The organism is uncultured Thermosynechococcus sp. (genome assembly GCF_938074695.1).
Classification (GTDB): domain Bacteria; phylum Cyanobacteriota; class Cyanobacteriia; order Thermosynechococcales; family Thermosynechococcaceae; genus Thermosynechococcus.
Genome location: NZ_CALJEM010000034.1, coordinates 1 through 23,815, shown reverse-complemented (window position 1 = coordinate 23,815; position 23,815 = coordinate 1). Strand labels below are relative to the sequence as shown.

The window sequence follows — 23,815 nt, the reverse complement described above, 5'->3', positions numbered from 1 at the left end:
GCGGGTAATTAGTGATGGGGGCGATCGCGACCTACCGAATTTAAGTCAAGCCTTTGATGCTCAGGGGAATTTGCAGCCGTGGCCACTGGCGATCGCCCTGCTCCGTAACCCTCTGGCGGCAGCACATTTAATTCAAGGTAGTCTCAAAGCCCTCAAAGTGCTGCAAAGAATTGCCCCAGAAATTGTTCGGCAACTCAGTCGCTAGGATAGAGGTGGCCAGTTGGAAAAACGGTATGGCACAGCTCATTGGTCAAATTTTGGGTAATCGCTATGAAATTCTGCGAGAGTTAGCCTCCAATGCTTGGCTCCAGACCTACTTAGCCTTAGATCGGCGGCGCTATGAACAGGTGGTGCTCTACCTCTTCCTCGTTGGCAGGGGAATGTCGAAGGAGGAGATAAATCTTCTTGAGCGCACAGCCACTGCCTTGAAAAAACTCAACCATGCTGCGCTCCCTGCCTATCTGGATAGCTTTGAGGTGGACATTGAAACAGGTAAAGGTTTTGCACTTGTCGAAAGTTATATTGAGGCCAAATCCCTAGCCACTTGGAAAGCTGAAGGGCGTATTTTTAACGAAGCGGACTTGCAATTGCTGGCGCAGCGGCTTTTAGAGGTTCTAATTTATCTGCATGGTCAGCAGCCGCCGCTGATTCATGGCAATATCAATCCCACCACAATTCTTCTGGGCGATCGCTCTGGCCATGATTTAGGCGCTGTCTATCTTATTGGCTGGGGGGTTGCCCAAATTCCTCCAGTCGCCGCTAGTCTCACAGAGACAAGTCCCTACATTGCACCAGAACAGCGCCAAGGAGCAATATGCCCAGCCAGCGATTTATATGCCCTTGGCATGAGTTTGATTGAGCTGACCCTGAATCAACCCCTAAACGAGCAGGTTTACCGCGCAGGACACCTCCAGTTGCCGCCCTATGTGGCCTTGAGTCCTGAGTTTACTCGCTGGCTAGAGAAAATGGTTGCTCTTGCGTTGCCAGAACGATTTGAATCGGCAGTTCTCGCCCAAGAAAGATTGAACAGACTGATGAGTTCTCATTCGGTATCCCCTCCCCCTCTTTCCCCTTCTTCGTACTGTCAGATTAAAGAAACACCTGAAGGTCTGCGGGGGGAATTGCACCAGAGCTACCTTCTCTGCTTGTTGTTTTCCTTTGCTATCTCTTATTAATTATCCCGTAGTCTTGTTCATACTGATGCTGCTAGCAACGGGGTTAGGCTTTTCGATGGAGGTTGGATTCCTCTTGTTTTTCGTGGCAACGTTCTGTCTAATAGCTTTCTTCTTCTACCCTTGGAGTTGGGAAATTTTAACGATCACAAGGGAAACCCTCCAATTGGAAACCTATTTTTTGGGAATCCGATTTTCTAAAGAAGTACTACCGCGTAGGTCTCTCCAAACTATCGAGTTTCACCCCGGCTATCGAATTGATACTCCTAAGATCTGAGACTGATGATGATATAGTTCCTGCTCGACTTATCCTTGCGGGGGGCAATCAGCAACTCGTGCTCACGCAAGACTACCTCTCTCCATCAATGCATCTCGAACAAGTGGCCTATTTCCTGGGGCACTATTTGGGAAAAAGGGTTAACCGATTCCCTGAGCGCTCCCAAGGGTCGTCAAGACCTCACCACTAAGGCGGCAGATACGCCAATCGGGCAACACAGTCGCGCCCAGGCGTTCATAAAATTGGATCGCACGCCTATTCCAGTCCAGAACGCTCCACTCGATACGGCCATAGTCGCGCTCTACGGCCAGCCGTGCTAGAGCCTTCAGGAGGGCAGTACCCACCCCTTGGCGCCGATAGGCAGGCAACACAAACAAATCCTCCAACCACAGGCCGGGGCGGGTGAGGAAGGTGGAGTAGGTGGGGAAAAACAGGGCATAGCCAATGACTTGAGCCGTAGTTTCAGCTAAAAATGCCTCGGCATAGGGGCGATCGCCAAACAGATGCTGCCGCAGGGATTCCTCTGTACCCGTTACGGCGTGGCTCAGCTTTTCATAGGCGGCAAGAGCTTGGATTAGTTGAAAGATGCTGGGGACATCCGCCGGTGTTGCTGGACGGATCGCAAACGAAAAAGACACGTCAACCCAACTAAATTGAGCGCAGCCAACCCGCACTGAGGGCAACGGTGAGCGCCATAAACAGCACTATCAACGTCCAAGTGGCACGGTTTAACGTGGTTTCTGCACTTCTGGTGCTGGTAAAGAGCTGGGCTTGACCGCCAATCCCACCGAGGCCATCGCCCTTAGGACTGTGGAGCAAGACCAAGACAATGAGACCGACTGCCGAGAACGCCCACAGACCCATGGCAATTTTTTCAATCATCCTCAACCTCGCTGGCAATGGGAATTTATACTCGCTGACCCTTTTTTGATCTTACCGCAAGCCTAGGCACCGGTGGCACAATACAAGATAGGCGTTTTGAACGTGCCCCATGAATCAGCAAAATTTGCTTCAACAACTGCTTCTAATTGGTGTCGGCACCACTTCCCTGGTGGCTGAAAAGTTGCGTCAAGTAAGCGACCAATGGGTAAAAGAGGGACGCCTGAATGCCGATCAGGCAAAGGCAATTGTGGAAGAAGTCTTGACACACCTTAGGGAAGATGCCGCTTCTCTGGATGCAGCGGTGCAACGACAAACCCGCCAGTTCTTGGAGAGCTTGGGGGTACCACAGCAGTCAGAAATTGATGAATTGCGGGGACGCATCGATCGCCTAGAACGGGAGGTTAGGGAGTTAAAAAATCGCTCATGGTAAGACAACAGTTGCATCGAGTCTATGGCTGGCTTCTCTGTGGTATTGTCTTGGTAGGCGTATGGCTGGTGGCGGCTCCGATCGCGATCGCCGGCATGCCGCCGGAGGTGTCAACGGAGGCCGCTCAACTCATGGGAAATCCAAACGTCGTTACTACTCCCTCAGGCTTGCAATACGAAGATATTGTCGTTGGATCGGGAACCCAGCCCCAAGTGGGGGATCGCGTTACAGTTCACTACACGGGAATGTTCACCGATGGCCGCATCTTTGATAGCTCCCGCGATCGCGGCCAGCCTTTCCAGTTCCAAATTGGTGTGGGTCAAGTTATTAAAGGTTGGGATGAAGGGGTTGCCTCGATGCATGTCGGGGGTCAGCGGCGACTGATTATTCCCCCCAACCTCGGCTATGGGGCACGCGGTGTCGGTGGTGTCATTCCCCCCAATGCAACCCTGATTTTTGACGTTGAACTGTTGGCGGTGCAATAGGGCAGGCCATGCCCAAGGCCAAGGTACTGTACATCTGCCGCGAGTGCGGCGCAGAGTTTTTGCAATACTTTGGTCGCTGTCCCAACTGTGGTCAGTGGAATACCCTTGATGAGCAGGCGGTGGCGGCGGCGGAGCCGTCTTGTCAACGGAAAACGCCTAGAAAATCCTCTCCCCCCCAAGCCTTCAGTGCCAAAACCCTAGGCGAGATTAGTGAACAGAGACAGAGCCGCTCTTCCTCTGGATTTGCTGAGTTGGATCGGGTGTTAGGCGGCGGCATTGTCCCCGGCTCTCTTGTCTTGGTGGCCGGAGAACCGGGGATTGGTAAGTCCACACTTTTGTTGCAGATGGCAGCCGCCCTAGGACAAACGCAGCGCGTTCTCTATGTGTGTGCGGAGGAATCGGCACAACAGGTGAAATTGCGATCGCAACGACTGGGCATTGCCGTACCTCCTTCTCTTTATCTCCTAGCAGAAACAGATTTAGAGGTCATTTTGCAGGAACTTGCCCATCTCCAACCCCATCTGGCAATTATTGATAGTATTCAAGCTGTCTATCTGCCCCAACTCACCGCTGCCCCCGGGTCGGTATCTCAGGTGCGTGAGGGAACAGCAATGCTGATGCGCTTTGCCAAGCGGGAGCAGATGAGTTTGTTTATTGTGGGGCATGTTACCAAAGAGGGGGCGATCGCTGGCCCCAAGGTGCTGGAACATTTAGTGGATACGGTGCTCTATTTTGAGGGCGATCGCTTTGCCAGTCACCGTCTCGTGCGGGCGGTCAAAAATCGCTTTGGAGCCAGTCAAGAAATCGGCGTTTTTGAAATGGGGGCACAGGGCTTAGCCGAGGTCAGCAATCCTTCTGCACTGTTTTTGGGCGATCGCCAGCCAACCCCCGGTACCGCCACCATTGTTGCCTGCGAGGGCACCCGGCCCCTAGTGGTGGAATTGCAAAGTTTGGTTAGCCCCACGAGTTACCCCTCTCCCCGCCGCACGGCCACGGGCATTGAGTACAATCGTTTTCTGCAAATTCTCGCCGTCCTGGAAAAACGCCTAGGGGTACCCCTCTCAAAGCTGGATGCCTATGTGGCCTCCTCTGGGGGGCTGAATGTCGCCGAACCGGCTGCTGACTTAGGGGTTGCCGTGGCCGTGGTGGCCAGTTTTCGCGATCGCTGCGTCCAACCCCAAACGGTGATCATTGGCGAAGTGGGGCTGGCGGGACAGGTGCGGGCAGTCTCTCAGCTAGAGCTACGGCTGCGGGAAGCGCTGAAACTGGGATTTCGTCGGGCAATTATTCCCGAAAGCCCCAGCTGCACCATGGCGGGCCTAGAGATTTATCCTGTACGTCGCATTACCGATGCCATTGTGGCTGCCCTTGGCCCGCTGACCGCCGAGGAATCGCCTTAAGTAACAAACAAATTAAGTACGCTTATTCTTATCCCAACGTTCTAGGGGCTAAGACCTAAGAATGGCTGCCCTTCTGCTAATATGGTTACACATCGGTATTCCGACCGACTTATCGTAGATTGATTGCAGAATGGTTCGCTGGCGGCGTTTTAGGGTTTGGTTCAGTCTGTTCCTACTGGCGGTAGGCCTCAGTGCTCTCACTGCTGCTTGTCAATTTCAGGCCACTCTGCCCGATGGCCGTCCTGCTCAAGTGAACCTAACCCTCTCCTCGTTTGCAGTGACTAAAAAAGCCCATGAGGCTATTATGCCCCTGTTTGCCGCCCAGTGGGAGCGAGAACACCGGCAAAAAGTTCGTTTTCGCACCACCTACGGACCTTCCGGTTCCCAGTCGCGAGCAGTGATTGATGGCTTAGAAGCCGATATTGTGCACTTGTCCCTCGGCTTAGATGTCGATCGCATAGTCAAAGCAGGGTTAATTTCTCCCGATTGGGCGAGTCAAGCCCCCCATAACAGCATTGTCACCACCTCTGTCTGTGCCTTGATTACCCGCGAGGGGAACCCCAAAAATCTGCAAACATGGCAAGACCTCACGCGTGAGGGGGTCACATTTGTTACTGCGGATCCCAAAACCTCTGGCGCGGCTCGCTGGAACTTCCTTGCTCTGTGGGGATCAATCACCCAAACAGGGGGAACACCTGCACAAGCGCGGCAGTTTGTAACTGAGGCTTTTCGCCATGTGGCTGCCTTACCTCGCGATGGCCGTGAAGCCACCGATGCGTTTCTAAAACAGGGACAAGGAGATGCCCTGATCAACTATGAAAATGAAGTGCTCTTGGCACGAAAAAAGGGACAAACCCTCTCCTATAGTATTCCTCCGGTCAACATCCTGATTGAAAATCCGATCGCCGTTGTGGATAGGTATGTGGATAAACATGGCACACGGGAGGTAGCCCAGGCCTATGTTGAGTTTCTCTATACTCCGCAAGCCCAAGAAATTTTTGCACAGTATGGTTTTCGACCCGTGGATGCCGCAGTTCTTGCCGCCCATCGGCAGGAGTTTCCGCCGGTGCCCACCCTCTTTACCGTCGCGGATTTAGGAGGCTGGGAGAAGGTGCAAGCGCAATTTTTTGCCGATGGTGCCCTGTTTGATCAAATTCAACAGGAGAATCAAGCCGCATGAGCGCTCCTCAACCCATTTCCCCCACCTTCTCTCCTCAGAAACGGCGCTGGCAGTTCCCCTGGGTCTGGAAAATTACGGTCTTTTACTTACTGGTGATGCTGGCTGTGCCCATTGCCGCCCTCTTGAGTCGTGCCGCCAGTGTGGGGCCAGGGCATTTTTGGCAGGTGGCTACGCGGGCGATCGCCCTCTCGGCCTACGAAGTCACGTTTGTCACTGCCCTGATCACGGCGCTCATCAATGGCGTCTTTGGTACTCTGATTGCTTGGGTGCTGGTGCGCTACTCCTTTCCGGGAAAACGCTTCTTTGATGCTGTGGTGGATTTGCCCTTTGCCCTGCCCACCGCGGTGGCCGGTCTCACCCTCGCTACGGTCTATAGCGAAAATGGCTGGATTGGCCGCTTATTGGCTCCCTGGGGGATCAAAATTGCCTTTACCCGCTGGGGGGTGGCGGTGGCCATGCTCTTTATTTCGTTGCCCTTTGTCATTCGCACGGTTCAGCCCGTTCTCACGGAGATGGAAAAAGATGTGGAGGAGGCAGCGTGGTCGCTGGGGGCCACCCCTGGGCAGACCTTTTGGCGGGTGATTTTGCCCCCTTTGATGCCCGCCATTCTCACGGGGGTTGCCTTGGGCTTCTCACGCGCCGTAGGGGAATTTGGCTCAGTGGTCATCATTTCTTCCAACACGCCTTTTCGGGACTTGATTGCCTCGGTGCTGGTGTTTCAGAGCTTAGAGCAGTATGACTATGAGGCCGCCGCGATTATTGGTACGGTAATGCTCTTGGTGTCCCTAGGGATTTTATTTCTAATCAACCTACTGCAAGCATGGGGGCAGCGCTATGCGCAGCGTTAAATCCTCACCGACCCAAGAAAAACCGTGGCTGCATGCTCTTTTAATTGTCATTGCCATCGGCTACTTAGCCCTTGTGCTTTTGATACCGGCGGCCAATGTGATTTTCCAAGCCTTTCACAAGGGAGTCGTGCCCTTTGTGCAAAACTTACTAGAGCCGGATTTTCTCCATGCCGTGTGGTTGACGTTTGCTCTCGCCTTGGTGGTGGTGCCCTTGAATATGGTCTTTGGCCTTTGTGCTGCCTGGGCGATCGCCCGCCATCGCTTTCCGGGGCGGACTCTTTTGCTCAGCATGATTGATTTGCCCTTTTCCATCTCCCCCGTGGTTGCTGGATTAATGCTGGTACTGGTCTATGGTCGCAATGGCTGGTTCGGGAGCTGGCTGCACGCCTTGGATATTCGTGTCATTTTTTCCTTTCCGGGGATGGTGCTGGCAACGGCCTTTGTGAGTTTGCCCTTCGTGGCACGGGAGGTCATCCCTGTGCTGGAAGAAATCGGCACCGAGCAGGAGGAAGCCGCAAAAACTCTAGGGGCAAACGAGTGGCAAACCTTTTGGCGGGTGACGCTGCCCAATATCCGTTGGGGGCTGCTCTATGGGGTCTTGTTGACCAATGCGCGGGCAATGGGGGAGTTTGGGGCCGTGGCGGTTGTCTCTGGCAATGTTGCTGGATTGACGCAAACTCTGCCCCTGTTTATCGAAGATGCCTACAAAAACTACAACACCGAGTCGGCCTACGCAGCAGCAGTGATTCTCGGTCTCTTGGCACTGGTGACGTTGGTGGTTAAGGAAATCGTGGAGCGGAAAACAGGAATCAAGCCCAAGCTCTAGGACGTGCCCAAGACCCGCAAAATTGCGGGTACCGCTGCAATGTCGCTCATCTGAGCAATTTCAGCCATGGCTTGGCGAAACTCACCTTCGCGCACATGGTGGGTGACAATCACAATTTCTGCCAGTTCATTATGGCTGCCAATCTGCACAAGAGATTCGAGGCTAACATTGTGGTGGCCAAAACAGGTGCCCAGCTTGCCCAATACCCCCGGATGATCTTGGGCATGGACGCGGGCGTAGAAGCGACTATCCACCTCTGCCATCGGTAGCAGCGGCATCCACTGATCGTGCTGGCAGGTGAGCAAGGGATGGCTGGCACGTCCTTGGGGCAGCAGAGCAGCAATGTTAATTAAATCTGCTACAACGGCGCTGGCGGTTGCCCCTGAACCGGCACCGGGACCGTAGAACATCACCTGTCCCAAAGGCTCGGCTTCGAGGAGGATGGCATTAAAGACGCCATTCACACCTGCTAAGGGATGCTCTACAGGAACGAGGGTGGGATGAACGCGCACCTCTAGGGGTTGACCGCTCAAACGGCGCGCGATCGCCAGTAGTTTAATGCGAAACCCTAACTTTTCGGCATAGGTGATGTCCACCGCGGTGATGCCGCTAATGCCCTCAGCATAAACTTCCTCGCGGCGAATGCGGCCGCCAAAGGCAAGGCTGGCAAGAATGGCAATTTTATCCGCCGCATCCCACCCCTCAATGTCGGCACTGGGATCCGCCTCGGCATACCCGAGGCGTTGGGCATCGGCCAGAATCGGTGCAAACTCCCCCTGCTCCTGCTGCATGCGGGTCAAGATGTAGTTGGTGGTGCCATTGAGAATGGCGGTCACGCTGTGGATGCGGTTTGCGCCTAGGCTTTGCTTTAGGGCTTGGATGACGGGAATTCCACCTGCCACAGCCGCTTCTAGCATCACATAGACCCCTTGGGCATTGGCCGCATCAAAAATCTCATCGCCGTGGCGGGCGATCACCGCTTTGTTGGCAGTGACAATGTGCTTACCGTGGGCAATGGCCTTGAGGATTAGCGATCGCGCCGGTTCAATGCCGCCGAGGACTTCGACAACAATGTCAATGTTAGGGTTGGTAACAATGCTTTCTAAATCTGTCGTGAAAAGTTGTGGATCAAGTTCAACGGCGCGGGGTTTGTGGCGATCTCGTACTCCCACTTGGGCGATCGCCAGTTCCTTGAGCAGGGGGTGGCGCCCCACTGGATCCGTCAAAATTTGCGCCACGCCGCCACCCACTGTGCCCAACCCCAGTAAACCAATGTGATACATCAGACCCATCCTATTGCACTCGTTTCTATTATCCGCCCTCCTAGTCGCACACATGGCGAACGTAGGGTTCCTCACTCGGCAAAAAGGATTCAAAACTGGCCATTTGGGCAGCAATCAGATCGGGCGTAGCCTCGGCAATATCCCCCCGGCGATCGCTCAAGCGGCGGTGTAGTTCCTCTGGCGGCGCACTACAAAAATGGATTTCTAGGGGCACATGCAGTTTCTCTGCGAGAGCAATTACCGGTTGCCGCAGTGCCACGCGGTCGTACTTCGCATCCAAAATCACTGTCTGCCCCTGCGACAGCAACAACTCTGCATAGGCCAAGAGCTGGTCGTAGGTTTTTTGGGTCATGGCCTCAGAATAGAGATCGACTTCTGGAAAATCGCTGCTGCGACGATCAAGGGGTAAGCCCGCCAAGTGTTTGCGCACCGCATCCGAACGAATTTGAATCGCTTGCTCCGCCTGAGCCAGCCCCCGTCCTCTTGTACTTTTGCCCGCTCCTGAAAGACCACACATGACATAGAGCTTGGCTTGGCGCGGTTGGGTGTAGCGATAGGCCGCCTCATAATAGGCCGCAGCCGTGGCTTGAATCTGCGCCTTTTCAGCCTCGCTAATGGCAGGGTCGTTGAGTGCCAAGGCGTTCACATTGCCGCGAATATAGGCTCTCACACAGAGGTACAGAGGCAATAGCACCGCCCCCTCATAGTCACCGCTCCACTCCAAGTAGGTGTTCAGGAAAAGATTGGCTAAGTCAGGGCGCCCGCGGAACTCCAAATCCATGGCTAAAAAGGCAGCGTCATAGATGCCATCAATGTTGCGAAATTCTTCGTTGAACTCAATGCAGTCAAAAATTTGCACTTTGCCGTTGTAAAGGCAGATGTTGTTGAGGTGCAGATCACCATGGCATTCGCGAATTTTCCCGCCGGCTTGTCGTTGTACAAACCACTCTTGATGCCGAATCAAAAAGTCATCAGTAAAGGCCTGAATCGCTGCATACTGCTCTGGCGATTGACAGCGGCCGACAAACTGAGCGGCAAGCGCATGGCAATTCTGAATCACTTGGGCGATCGCTTGCGGGGAACCAAATTTACTAATATGGGGACCGGTGGCAGCGGTGCGGTGGAAGTGAGCCAATTCTTTGCCGAGGGATTCAATGAGCTGAGGGGTGACTTGGTTGGCTCCAAAGAGGTGAGAAAAGAGTTGCGATTGATCAAACTGCCGCATTTGCACGGCATAGTCCACAATTTCTGCCCCTGGGGGTAAGGCGTGAGGATCGGCGATGGAGTAGCGATCCCCCACCGCCACAATGGGCACCACCGCCAAGTACAGATCCGGTGCCAAGCGCCGATTGAGCCGCAACTCCTCCTGACAGTAAAATCGGCGCTTTTCGAGGGTTGTAAAGTTCAAAAAGCCAAAGTCCGCGGGCTTTTTCACCTTGTAGGCATAGTTCCCCGTAAGAAACACATAGGAAATATGCGTTTGCAACAATTGAATCGGTGTGGTGACCGGATGGGGGTAAGCCGAAGGTGTTAATAGCGCTTCAACAAAGGCAGGCAAGGACATGGGTAGTGTGGCTTCCATTGGGCAACAATCATATTACTAGAGTCTATCCCCCCTCGCTAAATTGACGTTTTGGCAGTTCCTTTAGAGGATGGGGATACAACCCTCGTGGATCTGGCTATGGTGCGTCGTCCTGTTACATTACCGCAACTGCAACAGAAAAAACAGCAGGGAGAGCCGATTACCATGCTCACCGCTTGGGATTATCTGTGGGCACGGCTATTGGATGCCGCAGGGGTGGACATGATCCTTGTGGGGGATTCCTTGGGAATGGTTGCCCTTGGCTATCCCACCACGCTGCCGGTCACCCTTGAGCAGATGATTCACCATGCCCAAGCCGTGCGGCGGGGCGTTACCTACAGTTTCCTCGTGTGTGATCTGCCCTTTTTGAGCTACCAAGAAAGTGCAGAGCAAGCGCTGCGATCGGCGGGGCGTTTGGTTAAGGAAGCACAAGTCCAGGCCGTGAAAATGGAAGGCGCTTCCCCTGCGGTGTGTGCGGCCACACGGCGCTTAGTTGAAGTGGGCATCCCTGTTTTGGGTCATGTGGGTTTATTGCCCCAGCGGATACATCAATTGGGAGGGTGGCGGCAACAGGGCAACACGCCTCAGGGGGCGGAAGCAATTTTAGCCGATGCCCTTGCCCTTGCCGAGGCCGGCGCGTTTGCAGTGATTTTGGAGCACATCCCGGCGACTTTGGCGCAGCAGATTACGGCCAAACTGGACATTCCCACGATTGGGATTGGGGCTGGCTCCCACTGCGATGGTCAGGTGCTCGTGACCGCAGATATTTTGGGCTTGAGTCCGCAAGTTCCTCCCTTTGCCAAGGTGTATGCCGACTTGGGAACGCAGGCGATCGCGGCTGTTGAGAACTACTGCCAAGCGGTAAAATCCCGCCAGTTTCCCGCGGCTATACCCGCCAATGAGCACGGGGATTAAACGTGCGCAGCGATCGCAATTTTTCGTAGAGTTCTTTTTCTTGCGAACTCAGGAATTTGGGCGGCACAATTTGCACTTTGGCAAGAAGATCGCCCCTGCTCCCTAGCCGATTCGGCCACCCTTTGCCCCGCAGTCGCAGAGATTGACCCGATCGCGTCCCCGCAGGCACATTCACAACGACATTACCAGAAGGAGTAGGCACGGTTACCTGGGCACCTAAGGCGGCTTCATCGGGAGTAAGTGGCAAGTCAATGACTAGTTGGTCGTCCTCAAAGCGAAAGAGGGGATGGGGAGCCACCTGCACCGTCAGGTAGAGGTCGCCTCGCTGTTGCGTGTAGGGGTTGTACTGACCTCTGCCCCGCAGCCGCAACTTCGTCCCCGACCTCACGCCGGCAGGAATGGTAACTGTCATCTGTTCACCACCGATGTTGAGGCTCTTTTGACATCCCCGAAAGGCCTCTTCAAAGCTAATTTGCACTTCTAGTTCTGTATCGGTGACGCCAAATCCCGATGGATCAAACCCCACCGTGCTCCAAGTGCGGGTGCGTCCTGTGGTTGTGCCAGTGGCAAATCGCCCCAACAGCTCGTTAATAAAGTCTTCAAAGTTGGCAAATTGACTAAAATCAGCCCCAAAGTCACCTACATTCACATTAAAGCCACCGGCACCCGCCGCACTGGCCTGCTGCCAATATTGACCAAATTGATCGTACTTGCGCCGCTTTTCTGGATCCGAGAGCACTTCGTGGGCTTCATTAATTTCCTTAAAACGAGCTTCTGCCTCTTTATCGCCCGGATTTAAGTCGGGATGATACTTGCGGGCAAGGCGGCGAAAGGCCTGCCGAATTTCGGCATCCGTGGCATTTTTGCTGACCCCGAGGATTTGATAGTAATCTTTGAAGTCGGTACGCGCCATAGGAACATTTGCCTCTACATAGTCAAAAGATGAAGATCGGTGTCAGGGTTGGCAGCAAATTAGGGCAAAAAGCTCAGTGTTATTATAATTGAATCCCCTTATACTGTCTTGGCATGGCGACGTTTCTTCGTCCAGAACTGAGCAACCTCTGCACCTACGTCACCCCCCCCAGCGACTCCCTACCGCTAGAATTCGACTACCTCGATACCAATGAGTTGCCGTGGGATTTACCCCCTCGCCTGAAAGAAGACTTAGCTCAACAGTACATTCGGGATCTTGCCAGTCATCGCTATCCCGACGCTCACCATTGGCAGTTACGGCAGGCGATCGCCCGCTATGTCAGTGAACACAGCCCAACTGAAATTTCCCCACACCAAATTGCGGTTGGCAACGGCTCCGACGAGCTAATTCGCTCGATTTTGCTGGCCACTGCGATCGGGGGCTATGGTTCTATCTTAGTCGCTGAGCCAACATTTTCCATATACGGGATCCTCGCCCAAACCCTGGGGATTCCCGTCTATCGGGCACACCGCGATCCTGAGACGTTTGCTGTGCCCATTGCTGAGGTCAACACCCTCCTTGGGCAAGCTCATCCGCCGGTGCGCGTCCTCTTTATGCTGCAACCCAACTCCCCCACAGGCAACCCGCTCACCGCAGCGGAAGTGGACTGGCTACGACAGCTTCCTGAGGACATTTTAGTGGTCATTGATGAGGCCTATTTTGAGTTCTGCGGCAAGACGCTGGTGGGAGACTTAACAACCCATCCCAACTGGTTAATTCTGCGCACGTTTTCCAAGGCCTTTCGCCTAGCGGGTCATCGGGTGGGCTATGCCATTGCCAATGTTGATGTGATTGCGGTTTTAGAAAAAGTCCGTCTGCCCTATAACCTGCCCACCTTTTCCCAAGTAGCGGCGCGGGTTGCCCTTGACCATCGCCAAGAGCTATTGGCAGCAATTCCCACACTCCTAGCGGAGCGGGAGCGCCTTTATGAGCGGCTGCAAGCTTGCCCCCAACTGCGGGTCTGGCCCAGTGTGGCGAATTTCCTCTTTTTCCGCTTGCGAGAACCGGCACAGACGCAGCCTCTGTGGGAATTTTTGAAAAAACAGGGCACTTTGGTACGGGCGATCGCCGGCGGGATTCGAGTAACAATTGGCACGCCTGAAGAAAATCAACGATTTTGGCAACGTTTTGAGCAAGGATTGAGAGAAGTTCTCTAATCGCTTACCTCACCACTGGGCAACACAGTATCTCGTAGCGTAGCTTTTGTTAAGGGAGTGTGGACAAGCGTTGCGCCCCGCAGATTTGCCCAGCTAAGGTTGGCACGATTTAGCTCAACATTAACTAGCTCAGCATTCACGAGCTGAGCCTCAATAAGTTTAGCACAGGTCAGATTGACATTGATCAAAGTTGCATTCGTCAAATTGGCACCACTGAGATCAATTCCTGTGAGATCTAGGTTCTCCAGGGTCACTCCCTTTAAGTCCAAGCGACGGAAAGTTCGCTCCCCTTTGGCATACATATCCAACATTTGTTGGACTTTTCTCTGATTGAGCAATGCCGGGGCATAGCGCTCTAAAAAGCCGTGTTTATCGGAATTTTCGGGGGGGGGGGTAGGGTTGAATCATTCACAGTACCGATTTTACTATTAATTTTGGCAAATAAATAATGTCTTTTTTTTGAAACGCTACTCAAATTTAAGCAGAAGCACTCACGTATCACTTAATTTTTTAGCTGCTTATTTTAACAGAGAGGACTAAACGATAGAACTCTCCTGAGCTTGCTTCCTATAAATGAAAAAGATTTCCGCCTAAAATAGGTAGGGTGCGACCCCCTGTTTTCCCGCCAATTGAATTGACGGAGTTTGGCACCAACATTGGGCGGACAGTGAAGGCATCTTGAAGCCGGTGAAGAAACCGGTTCTGTAAGCTTCTGGTTCCCTAAAGGAATAGAACTAAATTTGGGCGGCTCTAACCCTAGACCTTGCCACGAGCAGCAACCGTTTTTGGGACTCTTGTCCAAACCTCCTAAAGAAAGTGGCATACTGCTATAAATAGGGAACCAATAGGGAGATAACACCGTGGGACTGTTTGATCGCATCAGCCGCGTGGCTCGGAGCTGGCTTAACGCTGTGGTGGGTGCTGCTGAAGATCCCGAGAAAGTTCTCGAGCAGACCATGATTGAGATGCAGGACAATCTGGTAACCCTGCGGCAAGCCGTAGCTCAAGCGATCGCCTCCCAAAAACGGCTAGAGCAACAGTTCAATCAACATCAACAGCAGGCAATTGAGTGGGAACGCCGGGCTAAAATTGCACTCCAGCACGGAGATGAGCAGCTGGCTCTGGAGGCACTGAATCGCAAGAAAACAGCGCTGAATGCGGCAATGGCGCTGAAGGGACAACTGGAACAGTCTGTCACTCAAGTGGAAGCCCTGAAAAACCAAATGCAACAGCTAGAAAGCAAAATTGCCGAAGCCAAGACGCGCAAAGAGATGCTCGTGGCACGGGCGCGGGCAGCCAAGGCCTCAGAGCAACTACAACAAACCTTTAGTAGTATCAATGCCAATGCCCCCATGGCTGCCTTCGAGCGCATGGAAGAACGGGTTCAAGAACTCGAAGCCCGCTCCCAAGCAGTGGCTGAACTCAACAGTGACACCCTTGAAGCCAAGTTTGCCGCCCTTGAAGGGGGCAGTGTTGATGAGGATTTGGCGCGACTGAAGGCAGAACTGGCGAATCCGCAACTGTCACCCAGCAGTACCCCCGCCTACGATCCAGAGTTGGAAGCCCTGCGGCGGCAACTGGAGAAAAATTAATCATTTTCCATGGATTTGTTGCGATCGCTCCCTCTGGGGCTGTACCTAGAACAACCCATCACTTGGCTGCACCGCTTTGATCCGCGGGTAAAGCTGGCATGGCTGATGACCTTTCTGTTGGCCCCCATTTTAGCCGATGTCGCTTGGCGCTTAGGGTTAGTGGTGAGCTTAATTCTACTGACGCTTTTCGGGGGGATTCCCGCACGCGTGTGGCGGCGACAACTGCTGTGGCTTCTCCTGTTGGGCAGTTTAATTCTGGGGATTACCGCCTTGATGCCCGATGGACTAGCTGTGACCTATCAACCGCGCCGCCCTCTGGAAACAACAGTCCCGCCCACGAGTTATCGCTATCTCCTATGGCAATTTCATACCCAAGTGGGTCAGTTTCCCGTTCATCTGCAAGTCTCCCAGCGATCGCTGGATTTGGGGCTACGCCTGAGTACGCTCCTGTTTACCCTCCTCTACAGCACCCATCTGTTTTTGCTCACCACTGCCCCAGAGGAAGTCACCGCCGGCTTGGAAAACCTGATGCAGCCCCTAAAGCGCTTTAAGCTACCCGTGGCAGAAATTGCCCTGACGTTGACGCTGTCGCTGCGGTTTATTCCCTTAGTCTTGGAGGAGGTGCAAAATCTGAGCCGCTCCGTGCGAACCCGTGCCATCAATTGGCGATTGGTGGGCATTAAGGGCAGTATCAAGCTGTGGTTAACCCTAGCGGTACGGCTATTGGACAATTTGCTCCTGCGAGCCGAACAGGTGGCCTGCGCAATGCAAGTACGGGGTTTTCAAGAACCGGGCACCTACGACAATCCATGGCACCATTTGCGCCTGCAGCGACGGGATTGGCTAGCTCTAGGGGGGGTAGGACTATTTTGGCTGGTTCGGTTGGGTTGGTGGGGAGTAACGCACCATTGATCTTCCCCTGTCGGCCGTGGCTGTGGTGCTCTTTGCCGCTGCGGGGTCGCACCGGTCGCACTATTTTTCAGCAGTTATTTTTGGCGGAGCCAATAGCCGTCCTTTTGGAAAGTCCCGCCCCAGCCTCTACCCCCCAAGCGCGCTACTCCATTTGTGCGGGTTCCCCGCGGGGCGATCGCCAGTGGGCGCTGTCCTTAGGTCAAGTCCTGCCGACACTGCAACAGTTCCCCCGCTGTGAAGCAGTTCCTGAAGCGGTGAGCCATCTGCCCTTTACCGGCGGCTGGTTGGGCTGGCTGGGGTATGAGGTGGCGTGGGAAATTGAAGTCCTCCCCCCTCGCAAGCCTGACCCCCTCCCTTTCCCAGTGGCCTTTTGGTATGAACCGGCAGCCTTTGCCGTCCTCGATCATCAGGCAGATTGCCTCTATCTGGCAGCTTCGACCTCCAGTCAACTGGCGGCACTGCAACAAGCGCTTGCGGATCCCCCCCCTGAGCACTCTCTCTGCGTGCCCGATCGCCCCGGCCACATTGAACTCGCCGCCGGCTGGCAACCCGACACCTATCAAGCCGCCGTTCGGCAAATTCTCCGCCACATTCGTGCTGGGGATATTTTTCAGGCCAATTTGTCGGCACGCTTTTGTCATTACGGGCCTGTTGATCCTTGGCAACAATACCTGCGGCTACAGCAAATTAACCCCTCCCCCTTTGCCAGTTTTTGGCAGACCCCTTGGGGCTATATTGTCAGTTGCTCACCCGAACGCTTGGTGCAGGTGCAGGGAGACAGGGTGCAAACGCGACCCATTGCCGGCACCCGTCCGCGGGGCCAAACCCCGGCGGGCGATCGCGCCCACGCCGAGGAACTGCTCAGGAATACCAAGGAACAGGCAGAACACATCATGCTTGTGGATTTAGAGCGCAATGACTTGGGGCGGGTGTGCCAATGGGGCAGTGTGGTGGTGGATGAACTGCTCACGCTGGAGTACTACAGCCATGTGATTCACCTAGTGAGCAATGTGCGCGGCAAACTGCGAGCGGGGATGTCCCCTGTGGATGTGATTCGTGCCCTCTTTCCCGGCGGCACGATTACAGGCTGCCCCAAAGTGCGCTGTATGCAGATTTTGGCTGACTTAGAACCCTTTCCCCGCAACTTGTTTTACGGCTCCTGTGGCTACTGGGATCAGCGGGGGCATCTGGACTTGAATATCCTCATCCGCACTCTCTTGGTGGCTCGCGATCGCCAGACCACTTGGGGACAGGTGGGCGCCGGTATTGTCGCCGACAGCGATCCGCAGCGGGAGTGGCAAGAATCCCTGAGCAAAGCCCAAGCCCTGCTTTTGACCCTCGGGACGCCAGCACCCCAGCTTTCTAGACTCCCTTGATCAGCTACCCAATCACTACAGCAGTGGGAGCGGCAATCTCAGTCCCCTGCTCCCCTAGGGGCAGAGCAGCACCAAGGACGGTTGGGAAGCGAGAGGTAACCGTTTCGGCTGTGGGAAACTCATTCGCTGCTGTGAGGGTTTGACCGCTGGAAGTGATCAGCACTAAGGAATCGGGATGGCGACAATAGCGCTCAAAGCCTGCCTTGACCCAACTGACCCATTTCCCCTGAATGGCATAGGCAAGGCGACGGTATTTTCCCTGGGGAGCTGCAATATAGGCAATACCTGTGTCGCCAAAGTCGGCAAAACAGAGGGCATCCAGTGTTGGCACTACCCAGCCAGCCGCTAATTCCCCAAGGGCAACGGCAATATTGTGGCTGGCCGCGATGCCATCTCCTCCGTCATTTGACCCGTCTTGGGCAATCCGGTGGGCACAGGGGTAGCTTGCAAAGGCTGGAGCTGAACACTCATGCCAACCCCATAAATTTCAGGACAATCGGGATGTTGTAGGGTGGGCAGCAGGGGCAAAAATAAGGCGTGAGGCTCGCACAAATGCCGCGCCGCGAAACGACGGCAAAATCATGCTGAAGCCAAAGGAAATCACCTGCCCATCCCGCAATAAAATTCGATTTGGCTCAATGGCAGTGACCTCGGCGTTGGTGATGGTTTCAATGCTCCGTTTTTCAATTCAATTAAGTTCAATTAAGTCAAGGGTGAGTCAAGCGCTGTGGGCAAGCCGCCAATCCCCGCCCCCAGGACAACCACCCGCGCCATAGCTATATCCTCTGTGAATTTACTAACTAACCATATGGTAGTATAAGAAGATATAGTTGGCTATCGCTCCTCTGTGCCAAGGAGAAGCTGATTGCCCTTAATGAACCCCGTGGCCTTGTGGCAGCAGCCCTTGGGACTATACTGGAAGCAGCATGACCTGTTGGAAATCAATCGAATGAATAGTTGCGTCCTCTTTGCGGAAGTTATTCAAGCCCCGGAGCTACGCTATACCCAGGATACCCAGATGGCAGTGGCCACAATGGTGGTGCAGTTTCCCAGTCTGCGCAGTGAAGAGCCACCCATGAGTTTGCGGATAGTGGCCTGGGGCAATTTGGGACAAAAAATGCAGGCAGAATGCAAAGTGGGCGATCGCCTAATTCTTGAAGGGCGGCTGAAGATGAACACGATTGACCGCCCCGAAGGCTTCAAAGAAAAACGCGCCGAGTTGGTGGTGAGCCGTTTCTACACCGTTGAGGGGAATATTGTGGATCACCCTGCACAGCCGGCCCCAACTGCAACAGCTACTCCCGCCGTCACCGCACGTGTTACACCGACGGTGGCACCGCCACCCCCCGAAGCCGAGGAGATTAATTTGGATGAGGTGCCCTTCTAGGGAGACAGCCGAAATGTTTGAATTTGCCAGGGGTTGAGGGTTGCCGAGTCTAGATTCCCTGCCGCCGTTTCTAGGAGTGTTTGCTGCCCCTTGATATGCCATGGGATGAGCGTTGAGTGTAGTTCTAAAGTGCGCCCTTGGCCAGCCACTTCAGCCACCCGCAATTGCCACCCCTGTCCATCCTCTGCCTGTTTCAGGGCAAGGCATTGAATGCAGTCATCAGACCAATGGAGAAGCTGAGCGTGGGGCGGTAGCGTCCCTGAGGAATTGGCGGCAGCGATCGCGCCCCTGAGGGGAAGATTAAATTGAGTTGCTTGCTGCGGAACCTCTGCCTCTTGCCACGTGCCCCGGTGGGGAAAGACGCCATAGCTAAAGTGGTGGAGACGGCGATCGCTATTTGCATCCGGCCAGGTGGGCGATCGCAGGAGGGTCAATCGCAGCTGATTGGCTTGGGCATCCAGACCATGCTTGCAGTCGCTAAAAAGACTTACGCCGTACTCTGGGGTACTCAAATCCACCCACGTGAGAAAAGGCACCTCCCATTTGGCTTGCTCGTGGGCACTCAGGCGGGGATTGGGGAGGGTGGGTCGCACTGTGACGCCACCGGGAGTTTCGCAGGTGATCTGCTCGGCACAGATTGCCAAGGGAAAGGCTGCCTTGAGGAGAATATGTTCCTCCTGCCAGTCAATTGCCGTGTCAATGCGCAGCCAAGGGGTTTGGTACTGCAATACATACTCCTGCTGGATCCACGAGGACTGAAAGCGCCACCTCACCCGTAGTCGCTGCTCCAGTTGATGCCAGGTCACCCATTCAATGGCCTCTAGGGTTGCGCCCGGCAGTCGGTGCTGCTGGTAGTGGGGGTCAATGTTCCATGCATCCCAGTACTGCCCCTGATCGCGGAAAAATTGCAGTTGATTGCCGCGATCGCCCAAGCAGGGACGATGATTTAACTTGTCATAGAGGTTAGTGATTTCCCCCGTTGTGGGACTAATTTCAACGTGGAGATAGGTATTTTCCAAGACATAGCCCAGAGGTGGGGTCGGTAACGGGTCAGGCCGAGACTCTGGACAAAGCCACAGCAGTGTGTAGCCGATGCCCGGCACCTCAGGGGTAAGCAAGGTCAGGCAGCCTTGGGGTGGATTCAACTGGGCAGGCAGATTGTACTCTCCCTGCGGAGCATATACCCGCCAAGAGGACACATTTTGGGGTAGCTGCGCCAAGTCAATGGAGACAACGGCGGCGCGATCGCCGACCCCACCATTGAAAATGACCACAGGAATAGCCCCTGCCCCTGGCGGTTCGCCATAGTTTATTGATTTGCACAGCGCCCTTTGCGCTGTATCTAGGAGGGTTTCCGTTTTCGTCAAGAGTTCTTGCCATATCGGGTTGACCTCCGCATAGACCTCTGGAATCGAGGAGCCGGGGAGAATATCGTGAAACTGGTTAAAGAGGAGCTGCTGCCAACAGGTTTTAAGTTCTGCTGTCGGGTAAGCAAACGAAGTCGTGATTGCGGCAAGGGCACACCACCGTTCCGCCTGTTGCAGTTGCCGTTGGGCGCGATCGTGGGCAGCCTTTTGATCGCCATGACTGGTATAGCAACCGCGATGGAATTCTAAGTACAGCTCCCCTTGCCACTGTTGAGTCGGCGGGGTTTCTTGGCTTAACTGATCCAGATACTGCCGCACTGTAGTCCATTGCCACTGGGGGCCAATTCCTCCGAGGTGTTGCCACCGCCGCACCTGCTCCACCATCTCTGCTGTGGGGCCACCGCCATGATCTCCCACACCGGGCAGCCACAGACTGCGCTGCGATCCCGTTTGTTGCCACCACTCTTGGGCATAGGCCGCCATTTTCACGGGATCAATCCCCTCGCCAATGGGTGCCGACATCAGAGCATTCACCTCAGCACCCGCCACATCCCGCCAGACAAACCAACCGTAGGGAAAGCGCGTGGTATCATTCCAGCGCAATTTCTGGGTCACAAAGTAGCGAATCCCTCCCTGCGCCAAGAAACTGGGGAGCCGTTCCGGAAAGCCAAAGCTATCGGGCAACCAAGCAATGGCGCTAATCTCCCCAAAAACCTGCTGCACGTACTGCTGGCCATAGAGAATCTGCCGGGCAATAGACTCTCCGTCAATGAGATTGAGTTCAGGTTCCACCCAGAGACCCGCCGCTACGTCCCACCAACCCGCTGCCACTGCCTCCTGAATTTGTCTAAAAAGTTCCGGAGTGTGGGTCTGCAAATAGGCATAGAGGGCGGGGGTGGAATGGGTAAAAGTGAGTTCGGGATAGCGTTCCTTAAGCTGTAATACGGATCGAAAAGTGGACTGTGCTACTTGCCACGTTTCAGCGATCGGCCAGAGCCACGCCAAGTCCAGATGGGCATGGCCACACAGGTGGATTGTGAACTCCCGCAAAGGGGTGGCGATCGCCTGCATTCTCCCATGGATTTCTGCTAGCAGTGCATCCAAGAGGGGGCGCTGCCCTTGGCTCTCTAAAATTTTCTTGAGCAGGGGTTCAAGGGGGTGTGGGTTAAGCATCCCGCCAAAAAGCTCTAGAATGTTCAACTCGGTGGCAACAAAGTGGGGGTCAACTCCTGTTGGCGACTCAAACCGCAGGCGCGATCTCACCAGAGCACCGTCCTCATGGGCAGGACTGACCAAATGTAAAACCACCTCCCAGGTTTGACCAGGGATCACTGTCTCCGCCAGGCAAAGGCTCACAGACGAATCAAACAGGTCTCCCTGGTGTACCGCCTGACCATTCACATACACGATTGCCTGATCGGCCCACCAGGTGAGATCAAGGCGTAGGGATAAACCCGCCACACTATAGCCTTGAACCGTCGCTGGTGCGGTAATCCGCTGCCCCAACCAGAGGGAGTGCCGACCCTTGAGCCACGCCAGATGGCCTTTAGCATTCACAGCATAGGGAGCAGTCCCTGCGTCTTTGAGGGAGGGTGAGATAAGGGGAAACCACCGGCGATGAATCTCAATAACTGCCAATGAATGCAAATAGTCACGAGATTTTTTGAGTAATTCTGCCAAGAGCATAAAATTTCGTTAATTTTCCTGCGATCGGCCTAGGCCAATTGCTATGCTAAAGGGGTGAGGAGGGGTTGTCATTCGTTTAACCAAACTGTCAAGAAAAATAAGCAAACTCTATTTCAGAGGAGCGACCTCATGGTAACCCGATTTGAGCCGTGGCGGGGGTTTTTGATCTCCTCAGTGGGTGGGATCCTGACGGCTCTTGCAATCGCCTCGGTGATGCTTGCCCAATCCCAGCGGCCCCGTGCCCCCGATCGCCCCGTCGAAACTGTTGTGGTGGATCCTCTCCAGAGTCCTTTCCCCTTCCCTTGGAAATGGATTGAGGACGGTCATGCTGCTGCCCTAAAGGCCAAGAAATCCCTCCGCTTTACTCAACAAACCCCCCAATATGTCTCCCCCGATGGCCGCTATGTGGCGCAGGCTACCCTCTATTTTACGGCCGATCCCGAAGCACACCGGCAACAATTGGTGAGCGTCCTTGAAATTCGCGATCGCCAGAGCGGCACCCAGCAGCGAATTGACAGCCTTAAGGAAATGCCGCGGGACTTTTTGGCAGAGGTACCCCAAGGTCAAGGGGTGATTGCTGTACTTGTTCCCGTCGGCTGGTCAGAAACGGGCAATCGTCTCTTGGTACGCCAGGTTGGCGGCCTGTTTGCCACCGACTTAATTAGCGATGGCGCGTGGATCTGGCAGGCCGGCGTGGGTCATGTGGCCACAGTTTATCCCACGGCCGATGAATACGACTTTGCCACTCTCCTAGGTTGGAGCACAACAGATCCGCAGCGAGTGCTCTTTCAAACCCGAACGATGGGAAACCCCAAAGCCACGATCTGGGCAGTGGATACTCAAGGGAGCACCCAATTAGCTCAGGGCGATCGCCCCCGTGTCTATGGCACCACGCTGCCCGCCACTGCCAATGCCCAGCGTTAACCTTAGCGATCGCCCCAAGGGGAGGCCAGCAACTCGCCAAGGTAGCGATCAATCCGGCCAATCATGACTCCGGGACATTCCAATTGTGGTGTCAGTCCCACCTCTGGAATCACCTCAAAGGCACGAATGGCCTCAGGATTTAGCTGTGCCAAGCGTTGCCCTACGGCCACAGGAGGGAGTTTGGCCTGCTCTCCCCAAACAATATAGGTCGGCACTGTCAGATGGGGCAAAAAGCGACTGAGATCGCAACAGAGATCGCCACGCACAAAGGCGAGTGCCGCAAATTCTGCCCCCGGCAACTGCGCCACGGCGGTATAGGTGGCAACCATTTCCGGGCTGATACGGCTAGGTCGGGCAAATTGTTGAGTGGCCATAAAGGACTGCACACTCAGGGAATTGGCCACCCCAAGGCGATAAAAGGCCATATCCACATAGGGCTGGCGGGCAATTTGGGCTAAGGGAGTCCGGCGGTAATCTTGCCCAAACTCACTCAACCCCGTTGGGCAAGTGAGAATGAGGCCACGGAAGCGTTGGGGATGGGCGATCGCCCCTTGGATGGCAAAGGCTGCTGTCAATGAGGACGTGATCACCACCGCCGGCTCCACCGTCAATCGGCCAAGGCACTCCAGCAAGTGCTCCACATAAGCCGCCACCGTATAGGGTTGATTGCGATGCTCAGAGGCTCCCCAACCGGGCAAATCTAAAGCAAAAAGGGGATACTCGGCTGCAAACGCCGGATAAACCGCCGACCACTCATAGCGGCTTGAGCCGCCGCCAAAGCCATGCCAAAAAAATAGGGGTGGGTAGGCAGGGTTCACGGAGCTGAAATCATTTGTAACGTAGGCCACCTCACCCATGGCCGTCGTCAGGGTGCGCGATCGCAGGCAATCAAACATTGGGATTTCCTAAAAAAAAGAAACCTGCTATGATAATAAATCGCGCTGAATTAAATGGGTAGCAGCGGGCTGCCCCCGCTCCAAGGAGTGTCGCCGTGACCAAAAGTACCGAAGGCGAAAAGCCCACTAGTGGCTTTAAGTTAACTGAGTTTTTCCGCGAAACCAAGGAAGAACTCAACAAAGTGGTGTGGCCCGATCGCCAGCGTCTGATTGGCGAATCTGCGGCAGTGATTCTCATCGTTTCCCTTTCAGCTGCTGTCATCTACCT

The 23,815-nt window shown here is 54.5% G+C and carries 25 protein-coding genes and 1 pseudogene; 16 read left to right on the top strand and 10 right to left on the bottom strand.

Features of this window, described 5'->3' with window-relative positions:
• Together Q0683_RS05710 and Q0683_RS05705 are read left to right on the top strand one after the other, a co-directional pair.
• Positions 1 to 205 (top strand): annotated as a pseudogene (locus Q0683_RS05710) (phosphorylase); the annotation flags it as partial.
• A 28-nt stretch (positions 206 to 233) separates the two neighbouring features.
• Entirely contained in the window at positions 234 to 1,175 is a 942-nt protein-coding gene (locus tag Q0683_RS05705) for a protein kinase domain-containing protein (protein WP_298976721.1), read from the top strand.
• A gap of 414 nt (positions 1,176 to 1,589) precedes the next feature.
• Here the strand turns inward: Q0683_RS05705 and Q0683_RS05700 are convergent, their stop codons facing one another.
• Together Q0683_RS05700 and secG are read right to left on the bottom strand one after the other, a co-directional pair.
• Positions 1,590 to 2,087, bottom strand: a complete 498-nt coding sequence (locus Q0683_RS05700) for a GNAT family N-acetyltransferase (protein ID WP_298976719.1) — start codon at positions 2,085 to 2,087, stop codon at positions 1,590 to 1,592.
• 10 nt (positions 2,088 to 2,097) lie between these two features.
• Complete coding sequence (gene secG, locus Q0683_RS05695) at positions 2,098 to 2,331, bottom strand: preprotein translocase subunit SecG (RefSeq protein WP_298976717.1); 234 nt, start codon at positions 2,329 to 2,331, stop codon at positions 2,098 to 2,100.
• A gap of 109 nt (positions 2,332 to 2,440) precedes the next feature.
• On the opposite strand from secG, the gene Q0683_RS05690 reads away from it, so the two are divergent.
• The 6 genes from Q0683_RS05690 (at position 2,441) to cysW (ending at position 7,497) form a co-directional block, all read left to right on the top strand.
• On the top strand, positions 2,441 to 2,761 hold the full coding sequence (locus tag Q0683_RS05690) for a phasin family protein (RefSeq protein ID WP_298613149.1): 321 nt from the start codon (positions 2,441 to 2,443) through the stop codon (positions 2,759 to 2,761).
• A complete protein-coding gene (locus Q0683_RS05685) occupies positions 2,755 to 3,243 on the top strand; it encodes an FKBP-type peptidyl-prolyl cis-trans isomerase (RefSeq protein WP_298613146.1) in 489 nt (162 codons plus the stop codon). The genes Q0683_RS05690 and Q0683_RS05685 overlap by 7 nt, the downstream gene beginning before the upstream one ends.
• An 8-nt stretch (positions 3,244 to 3,251) precedes the next feature.
• The gene (gene radA / locus Q0683_RS05680) at positions 3,252 to 4,643 is read left to right on the top strand and encodes a DNA repair protein RadA (protein ID WP_298976714.1); all 1,392 of its coding nucleotides are present in this window, start codon (positions 3,252 to 3,254) and stop codon (positions 4,641 to 4,643) included.
• A 130-nt stretch (positions 4,644 to 4,773) separates the two neighbouring features.
• Complete coding sequence (locus Q0683_RS05675) at positions 4,774 to 5,823, top strand: sulfate ABC transporter substrate-binding protein (RefSeq protein WP_298613139.1); 1,050 nt, start codon at positions 4,774 to 4,776, stop codon at positions 5,821 to 5,823.
• The gene (cysT, locus tag Q0683_RS05670) at positions 5,820 to 6,671 is read left to right on the top strand and encodes a sulfate ABC transporter permease subunit CysT (RefSeq protein ID WP_298613136.1); all 852 of its coding nucleotides are present in this window, start codon (positions 5,820 to 5,822) and stop codon (positions 6,669 to 6,671) included. The genes Q0683_RS05675 and cysT overlap by 4 nt, the downstream gene beginning before the upstream one ends.
• Positions 6,658 to 7,497 carry a sulfate ABC transporter permease subunit CysW gene (cysW, locus tag Q0683_RS05665; protein ID WP_298613132.1) on the top strand — a complete coding sequence of 280 codons (840 nt, stop codon included), beginning with the start codon at positions 6,658 to 6,660 and terminating at the stop codon, positions 7,495 to 7,497. Before cysT ends, cysW begins: the two co-directional genes overlap by 14 nt.
• Here cysW and Q0683_RS05660 read toward each other — a convergent pair.
• Complete coding sequence (locus Q0683_RS05660; protein ID WP_366142729.1) at positions 7,494 to 8,789, bottom strand: homoserine dehydrogenase; 1,296 nt, start codon at positions 8,787 to 8,789, stop codon at positions 7,494 to 7,496. The two genes, cysW and Q0683_RS05660, sit on opposite strands and share 4 nt — an antisense overlap.
• 31 nt (positions 8,790 to 8,820) lie before the next feature.
• Positions 8,821 to 10,344: a bifunctional aminoglycoside phosphotransferase/ATP-binding protein gene (locus Q0683_RS05655; RefSeq protein WP_298613129.1), complete on the bottom strand. Its 1,524-nt coding sequence runs from the start codon at positions 10,342 to 10,344 to the stop codon at positions 8,821 to 8,823.
• Between the two features lie 117 nt (positions 10,345 to 10,461).
• On the opposite strand from Q0683_RS05655, the gene panB reads away from it, so the two are divergent.
• Positions 10,462 to 11,277 carry a 3-methyl-2-oxobutanoate hydroxymethyltransferase gene (gene panB, locus Q0683_RS05650; protein WP_298613167.1) on the top strand — a complete coding sequence of 272 codons (816 nt, stop codon included), beginning with the start codon at positions 10,462 to 10,464 and terminating at the stop codon, positions 11,275 to 11,277.
• Here the strand turns inward: panB and Q0683_RS05645 are convergent.
• Positions 11,249 to 12,190, bottom strand: coding sequence for a J domain-containing protein (locus Q0683_RS05645; protein WP_298613126.1), 942 nt, complete (start codon positions 12,188 to 12,190; stop codon positions 11,249 to 11,251). The genes panB and Q0683_RS05645 overlap by 29 nt on opposite strands.
• 113 nt (positions 12,191 to 12,303) lie before the next feature.
• Between Q0683_RS05645 and Q0683_RS05640 the strand changes: the two genes are divergently transcribed.
• Positions 12,304 to 13,407 carry a histidinol-phosphate transaminase gene (locus Q0683_RS05640; RefSeq protein WP_298976711.1) on the top strand — a complete coding sequence of 368 codons (1,104 nt, stop codon included), beginning with the start codon at positions 12,304 to 12,306 and terminating at the stop codon, positions 13,405 to 13,407.
• Here Q0683_RS05640 and Q0683_RS05635 read toward each other — a convergent pair.
• Positions 13,404 to 13,718: a pentapeptide repeat-containing protein gene (locus Q0683_RS05635; protein WP_298613120.1), complete on the bottom strand. Its 315-nt coding sequence runs from the start codon at positions 13,716 to 13,718 to the stop codon at positions 13,404 to 13,406. The genes Q0683_RS05640 and Q0683_RS05635 overlap by 4 nt on opposite strands.
• 549 nt (positions 13,719 to 14,267) lie before the next feature.
• Between Q0683_RS05635 and Q0683_RS05630 the strand changes: the two genes are divergently transcribed.
• Genes Q0683_RS05630 through Q0683_RS05620 form a run of 3 tightly spaced genes read left to right on the top strand, consistent with a single transcriptional unit; the run spans position 14,268 to position 17,287 of the window.
• Positions 14,268 to 14,999: a PspA/IM30 family protein gene (locus tag Q0683_RS05630; RefSeq protein WP_298613118.1), complete on the top strand. Its 732-nt coding sequence runs from the start codon at positions 14,268 to 14,270 to the stop codon at positions 14,997 to 14,999.
• Between the two features lie 9 nt (positions 15,000 to 15,008).
• On the top strand, positions 15,009 to 15,911 hold the full coding sequence (locus tag Q0683_RS05625) for an energy-coupling factor transporter transmembrane protein EcfT (protein ID WP_298613116.1): 903 nt from the start codon (positions 15,009 to 15,011) through the stop codon (positions 15,909 to 15,911).
• A complete protein-coding gene (locus Q0683_RS05620; protein ID WP_366142452.1) occupies positions 15,908 to 17,287 on the top strand; it encodes an anthranilate synthase component I in 1,380 nt (459 codons plus the stop codon). The genes Q0683_RS05625 and Q0683_RS05620 overlap by 4 nt, the downstream gene beginning before the upstream one ends.
• A 4-nt stretch (positions 17,288 to 17,291) precedes the next feature.
• Here Q0683_RS05620 and Q0683_RS05615 read toward each other — a convergent pair whose 3' ends face one another.
• Entirely contained in the window at positions 17,292 to 17,618 is a 327-nt protein-coding gene (locus Q0683_RS05615) for a hypothetical protein (RefSeq protein WP_298613111.1), read from the bottom strand.
• 14 nt (positions 17,619 to 17,632) lie between these two features.
• Positions 17,633 to 17,758, bottom strand: coding sequence for a hypothetical protein (locus tag Q0683_RS05610; protein ID WP_298616962.1), 126 nt, complete (start codon positions 17,756 to 17,758; stop codon positions 17,633 to 17,635).
• 403 nt (positions 17,759 to 18,161) lie between these two features.
• On the opposite strand from Q0683_RS05610, the gene Q0683_RS05605 reads away from it, so the two are divergent.
• A complete protein-coding gene (locus tag Q0683_RS05605; protein WP_298613164.1) occupies positions 18,162 to 18,674 on the top strand; it encodes a single-stranded DNA-binding protein in 513 nt (170 codons plus the stop codon).
• On the opposite strand, the gene Q0683_RS05600 is transcribed toward Q0683_RS05605, so the two are convergent.
• Positions 18,671 to 21,727: a glycoside hydrolase family 38 C-terminal domain-containing protein gene (locus Q0683_RS05600; protein WP_298976708.1), complete on the bottom strand. Its 3,057-nt coding sequence runs from the start codon at positions 21,725 to 21,727 to the stop codon at positions 18,671 to 18,673. The two genes, Q0683_RS05605 and Q0683_RS05600, sit on opposite strands and share 4 nt — an antisense overlap.
• Before the next feature lie 129 nt (positions 21,728 to 21,856).
• Here Q0683_RS05600 and Q0683_RS05595 point away from each other — a divergent pair, with 129 nt between their 5' ends.
• On the top strand, positions 21,857 to 22,651 hold the full coding sequence (locus Q0683_RS05595) for a hypothetical protein (protein ID WP_298613104.1): 795 nt from the start codon (positions 21,857 to 21,859) through the stop codon (positions 22,649 to 22,651).
• Positions 22,652 to 22,653: 2 nt separating this feature from the next.
• Here Q0683_RS05595 and Q0683_RS05590 read toward each other — a convergent pair whose 3' ends face one another.
• Positions 22,654 to 23,547, bottom strand: coding sequence for an alpha/beta fold hydrolase (locus tag Q0683_RS05590; protein WP_298613101.1), 894 nt, complete (start codon positions 23,545 to 23,547; stop codon positions 22,654 to 22,656).
• 95 nt (positions 23,548 to 23,642) lie between these two features.
• On the opposite strand from Q0683_RS05590, the gene secE reads away from it, so the two are divergent.
• Positions 23,643 to 23,815: preprotein translocase subunit SecE (gene secE, locus Q0683_RS05585; RefSeq protein WP_298976723.1), on the top strand; the 173-nt coding region annotated here is incomplete at its 3' end.

Bases quoted from the DNA above. Each gene is read 5' to 3' on its own strand.
- Q0683_RS05645 (WP_298613126.1), bottom strand. From the start codon at position 12,190: ATGGCGCGTACCGACTTCAAAGATTACTATCAAATCCTCGGGGTCAGC.
- radA (WP_298976714.1), top strand. From the start codon at position 3,252: ATGCCCAAGGCCAAGGTACTGTACATCTGCCGCGAGTGCGGCGCAGAG.
- Q0683_RS05635 (WP_298613120.1), bottom strand. From the start codon at position 13,718: ATGTTGGATATGTATGCCAAAGGGGAGCGAACTTTCCGTCGCTTGGAC.
- panB (WP_298613167.1), top strand. From the start codon at position 10,462: ATGGTGCGTCGTCCTGTTACATTACCGCAACTGCAACAGAAAAAACAG.
- Q0683_RS05590 (WP_298613101.1), bottom strand. From the start codon at position 23,547: ATGTTTGATTGCCTGCGATCGCGCACCCTGACGACGGCCATGGGTGAG.
- Q0683_RS05675 (WP_298613139.1), top strand. From the start codon at position 4,774: ATGGTTCGCTGGCGGCGTTTTAGGGTTTGGTTCAGTCTGTTCCTACTG.
- secG (WP_298976717.1), bottom strand. From the start codon at position 2,331: ATGATTGAAAAAATTGCCATGGGTCTGTGGGCGTTCTCGGCAGTCGGT.
- Q0683_RS05655 (WP_298613129.1), bottom strand. From the start codon at position 10,344: ATGTCCTTGCCTGCCTTTGTTGAAGCGCTATTAACACCTTCGGCTTAC.
- Q0683_RS05685 (WP_298613146.1), top strand. From the start codon at position 2,755: ATGGTAAGACAACAGTTGCATCGAGTCTATGGCTGGCTTCTCTGTGGT.
- Q0683_RS05705 (WP_298976721.1), top strand. From the start codon at position 234: ATGGCACAGCTCATTGGTCAAATTTTGGGTAATCGCTATGAAATTCTG.
- Q0683_RS05595 (WP_298613104.1), top strand. From the start codon at position 21,857: ATGGTAACCCGATTTGAGCCGTGGCGGGGGTTTTTGATCTCCTCAGTG.
- cysT (WP_298613136.1), top strand. From the start codon at position 5,820: ATGAGCGCTCCTCAACCCATTTCCCCCACCTTCTCTCCTCAGAAACGG.
- cysW (WP_298613132.1), top strand. From the start codon at position 6,658: ATGCGCAGCGTTAAATCCTCACCGACCCAAGAAAAACCGTGGCTGCAT.
- Q0683_RS05660 (WP_366142729.1), bottom strand. From the start codon at position 8,789: ATGGGTCTGATGTATCACATTGGTTTACTGGGGTTGGGCACAGTGGGT.
- Q0683_RS05640 (WP_298976711.1), top strand. From the start codon at position 12,304: ATGGCGACGTTTCTTCGTCCAGAACTGAGCAACCTCTGCACCTACGTC.
- Q0683_RS05610 (WP_298616962.1), bottom strand. From the start codon at position 17,758: ATGAGTGTTCAGCTCCAGCCTTTGCAAGCTACCCCTGTGCCCACCGGA.
- Q0683_RS05600 (WP_298976708.1), bottom strand. From the start codon at position 21,727: ATGCTCTTGGCAGAATTACTCAAAAAATCTCGTGACTATTTGCATTCA.
- Q0683_RS05605 (WP_298613164.1), top strand. From the start codon at position 18,162: ATGAACCCCGTGGCCTTGTGGCAGCAGCCCTTGGGACTATACTGGAAG.
- Q0683_RS05625 (WP_298613116.1), top strand. From the start codon at position 15,009: ATGGATTTGTTGCGATCGCTCCCTCTGGGGCTGTACCTAGAACAACCC.
- Q0683_RS05690 (WP_298613149.1), top strand. From the start codon at position 2,441: ATGAATCAGCAAAATTTGCTTCAACAACTGCTTCTAATTGGTGTCGGC.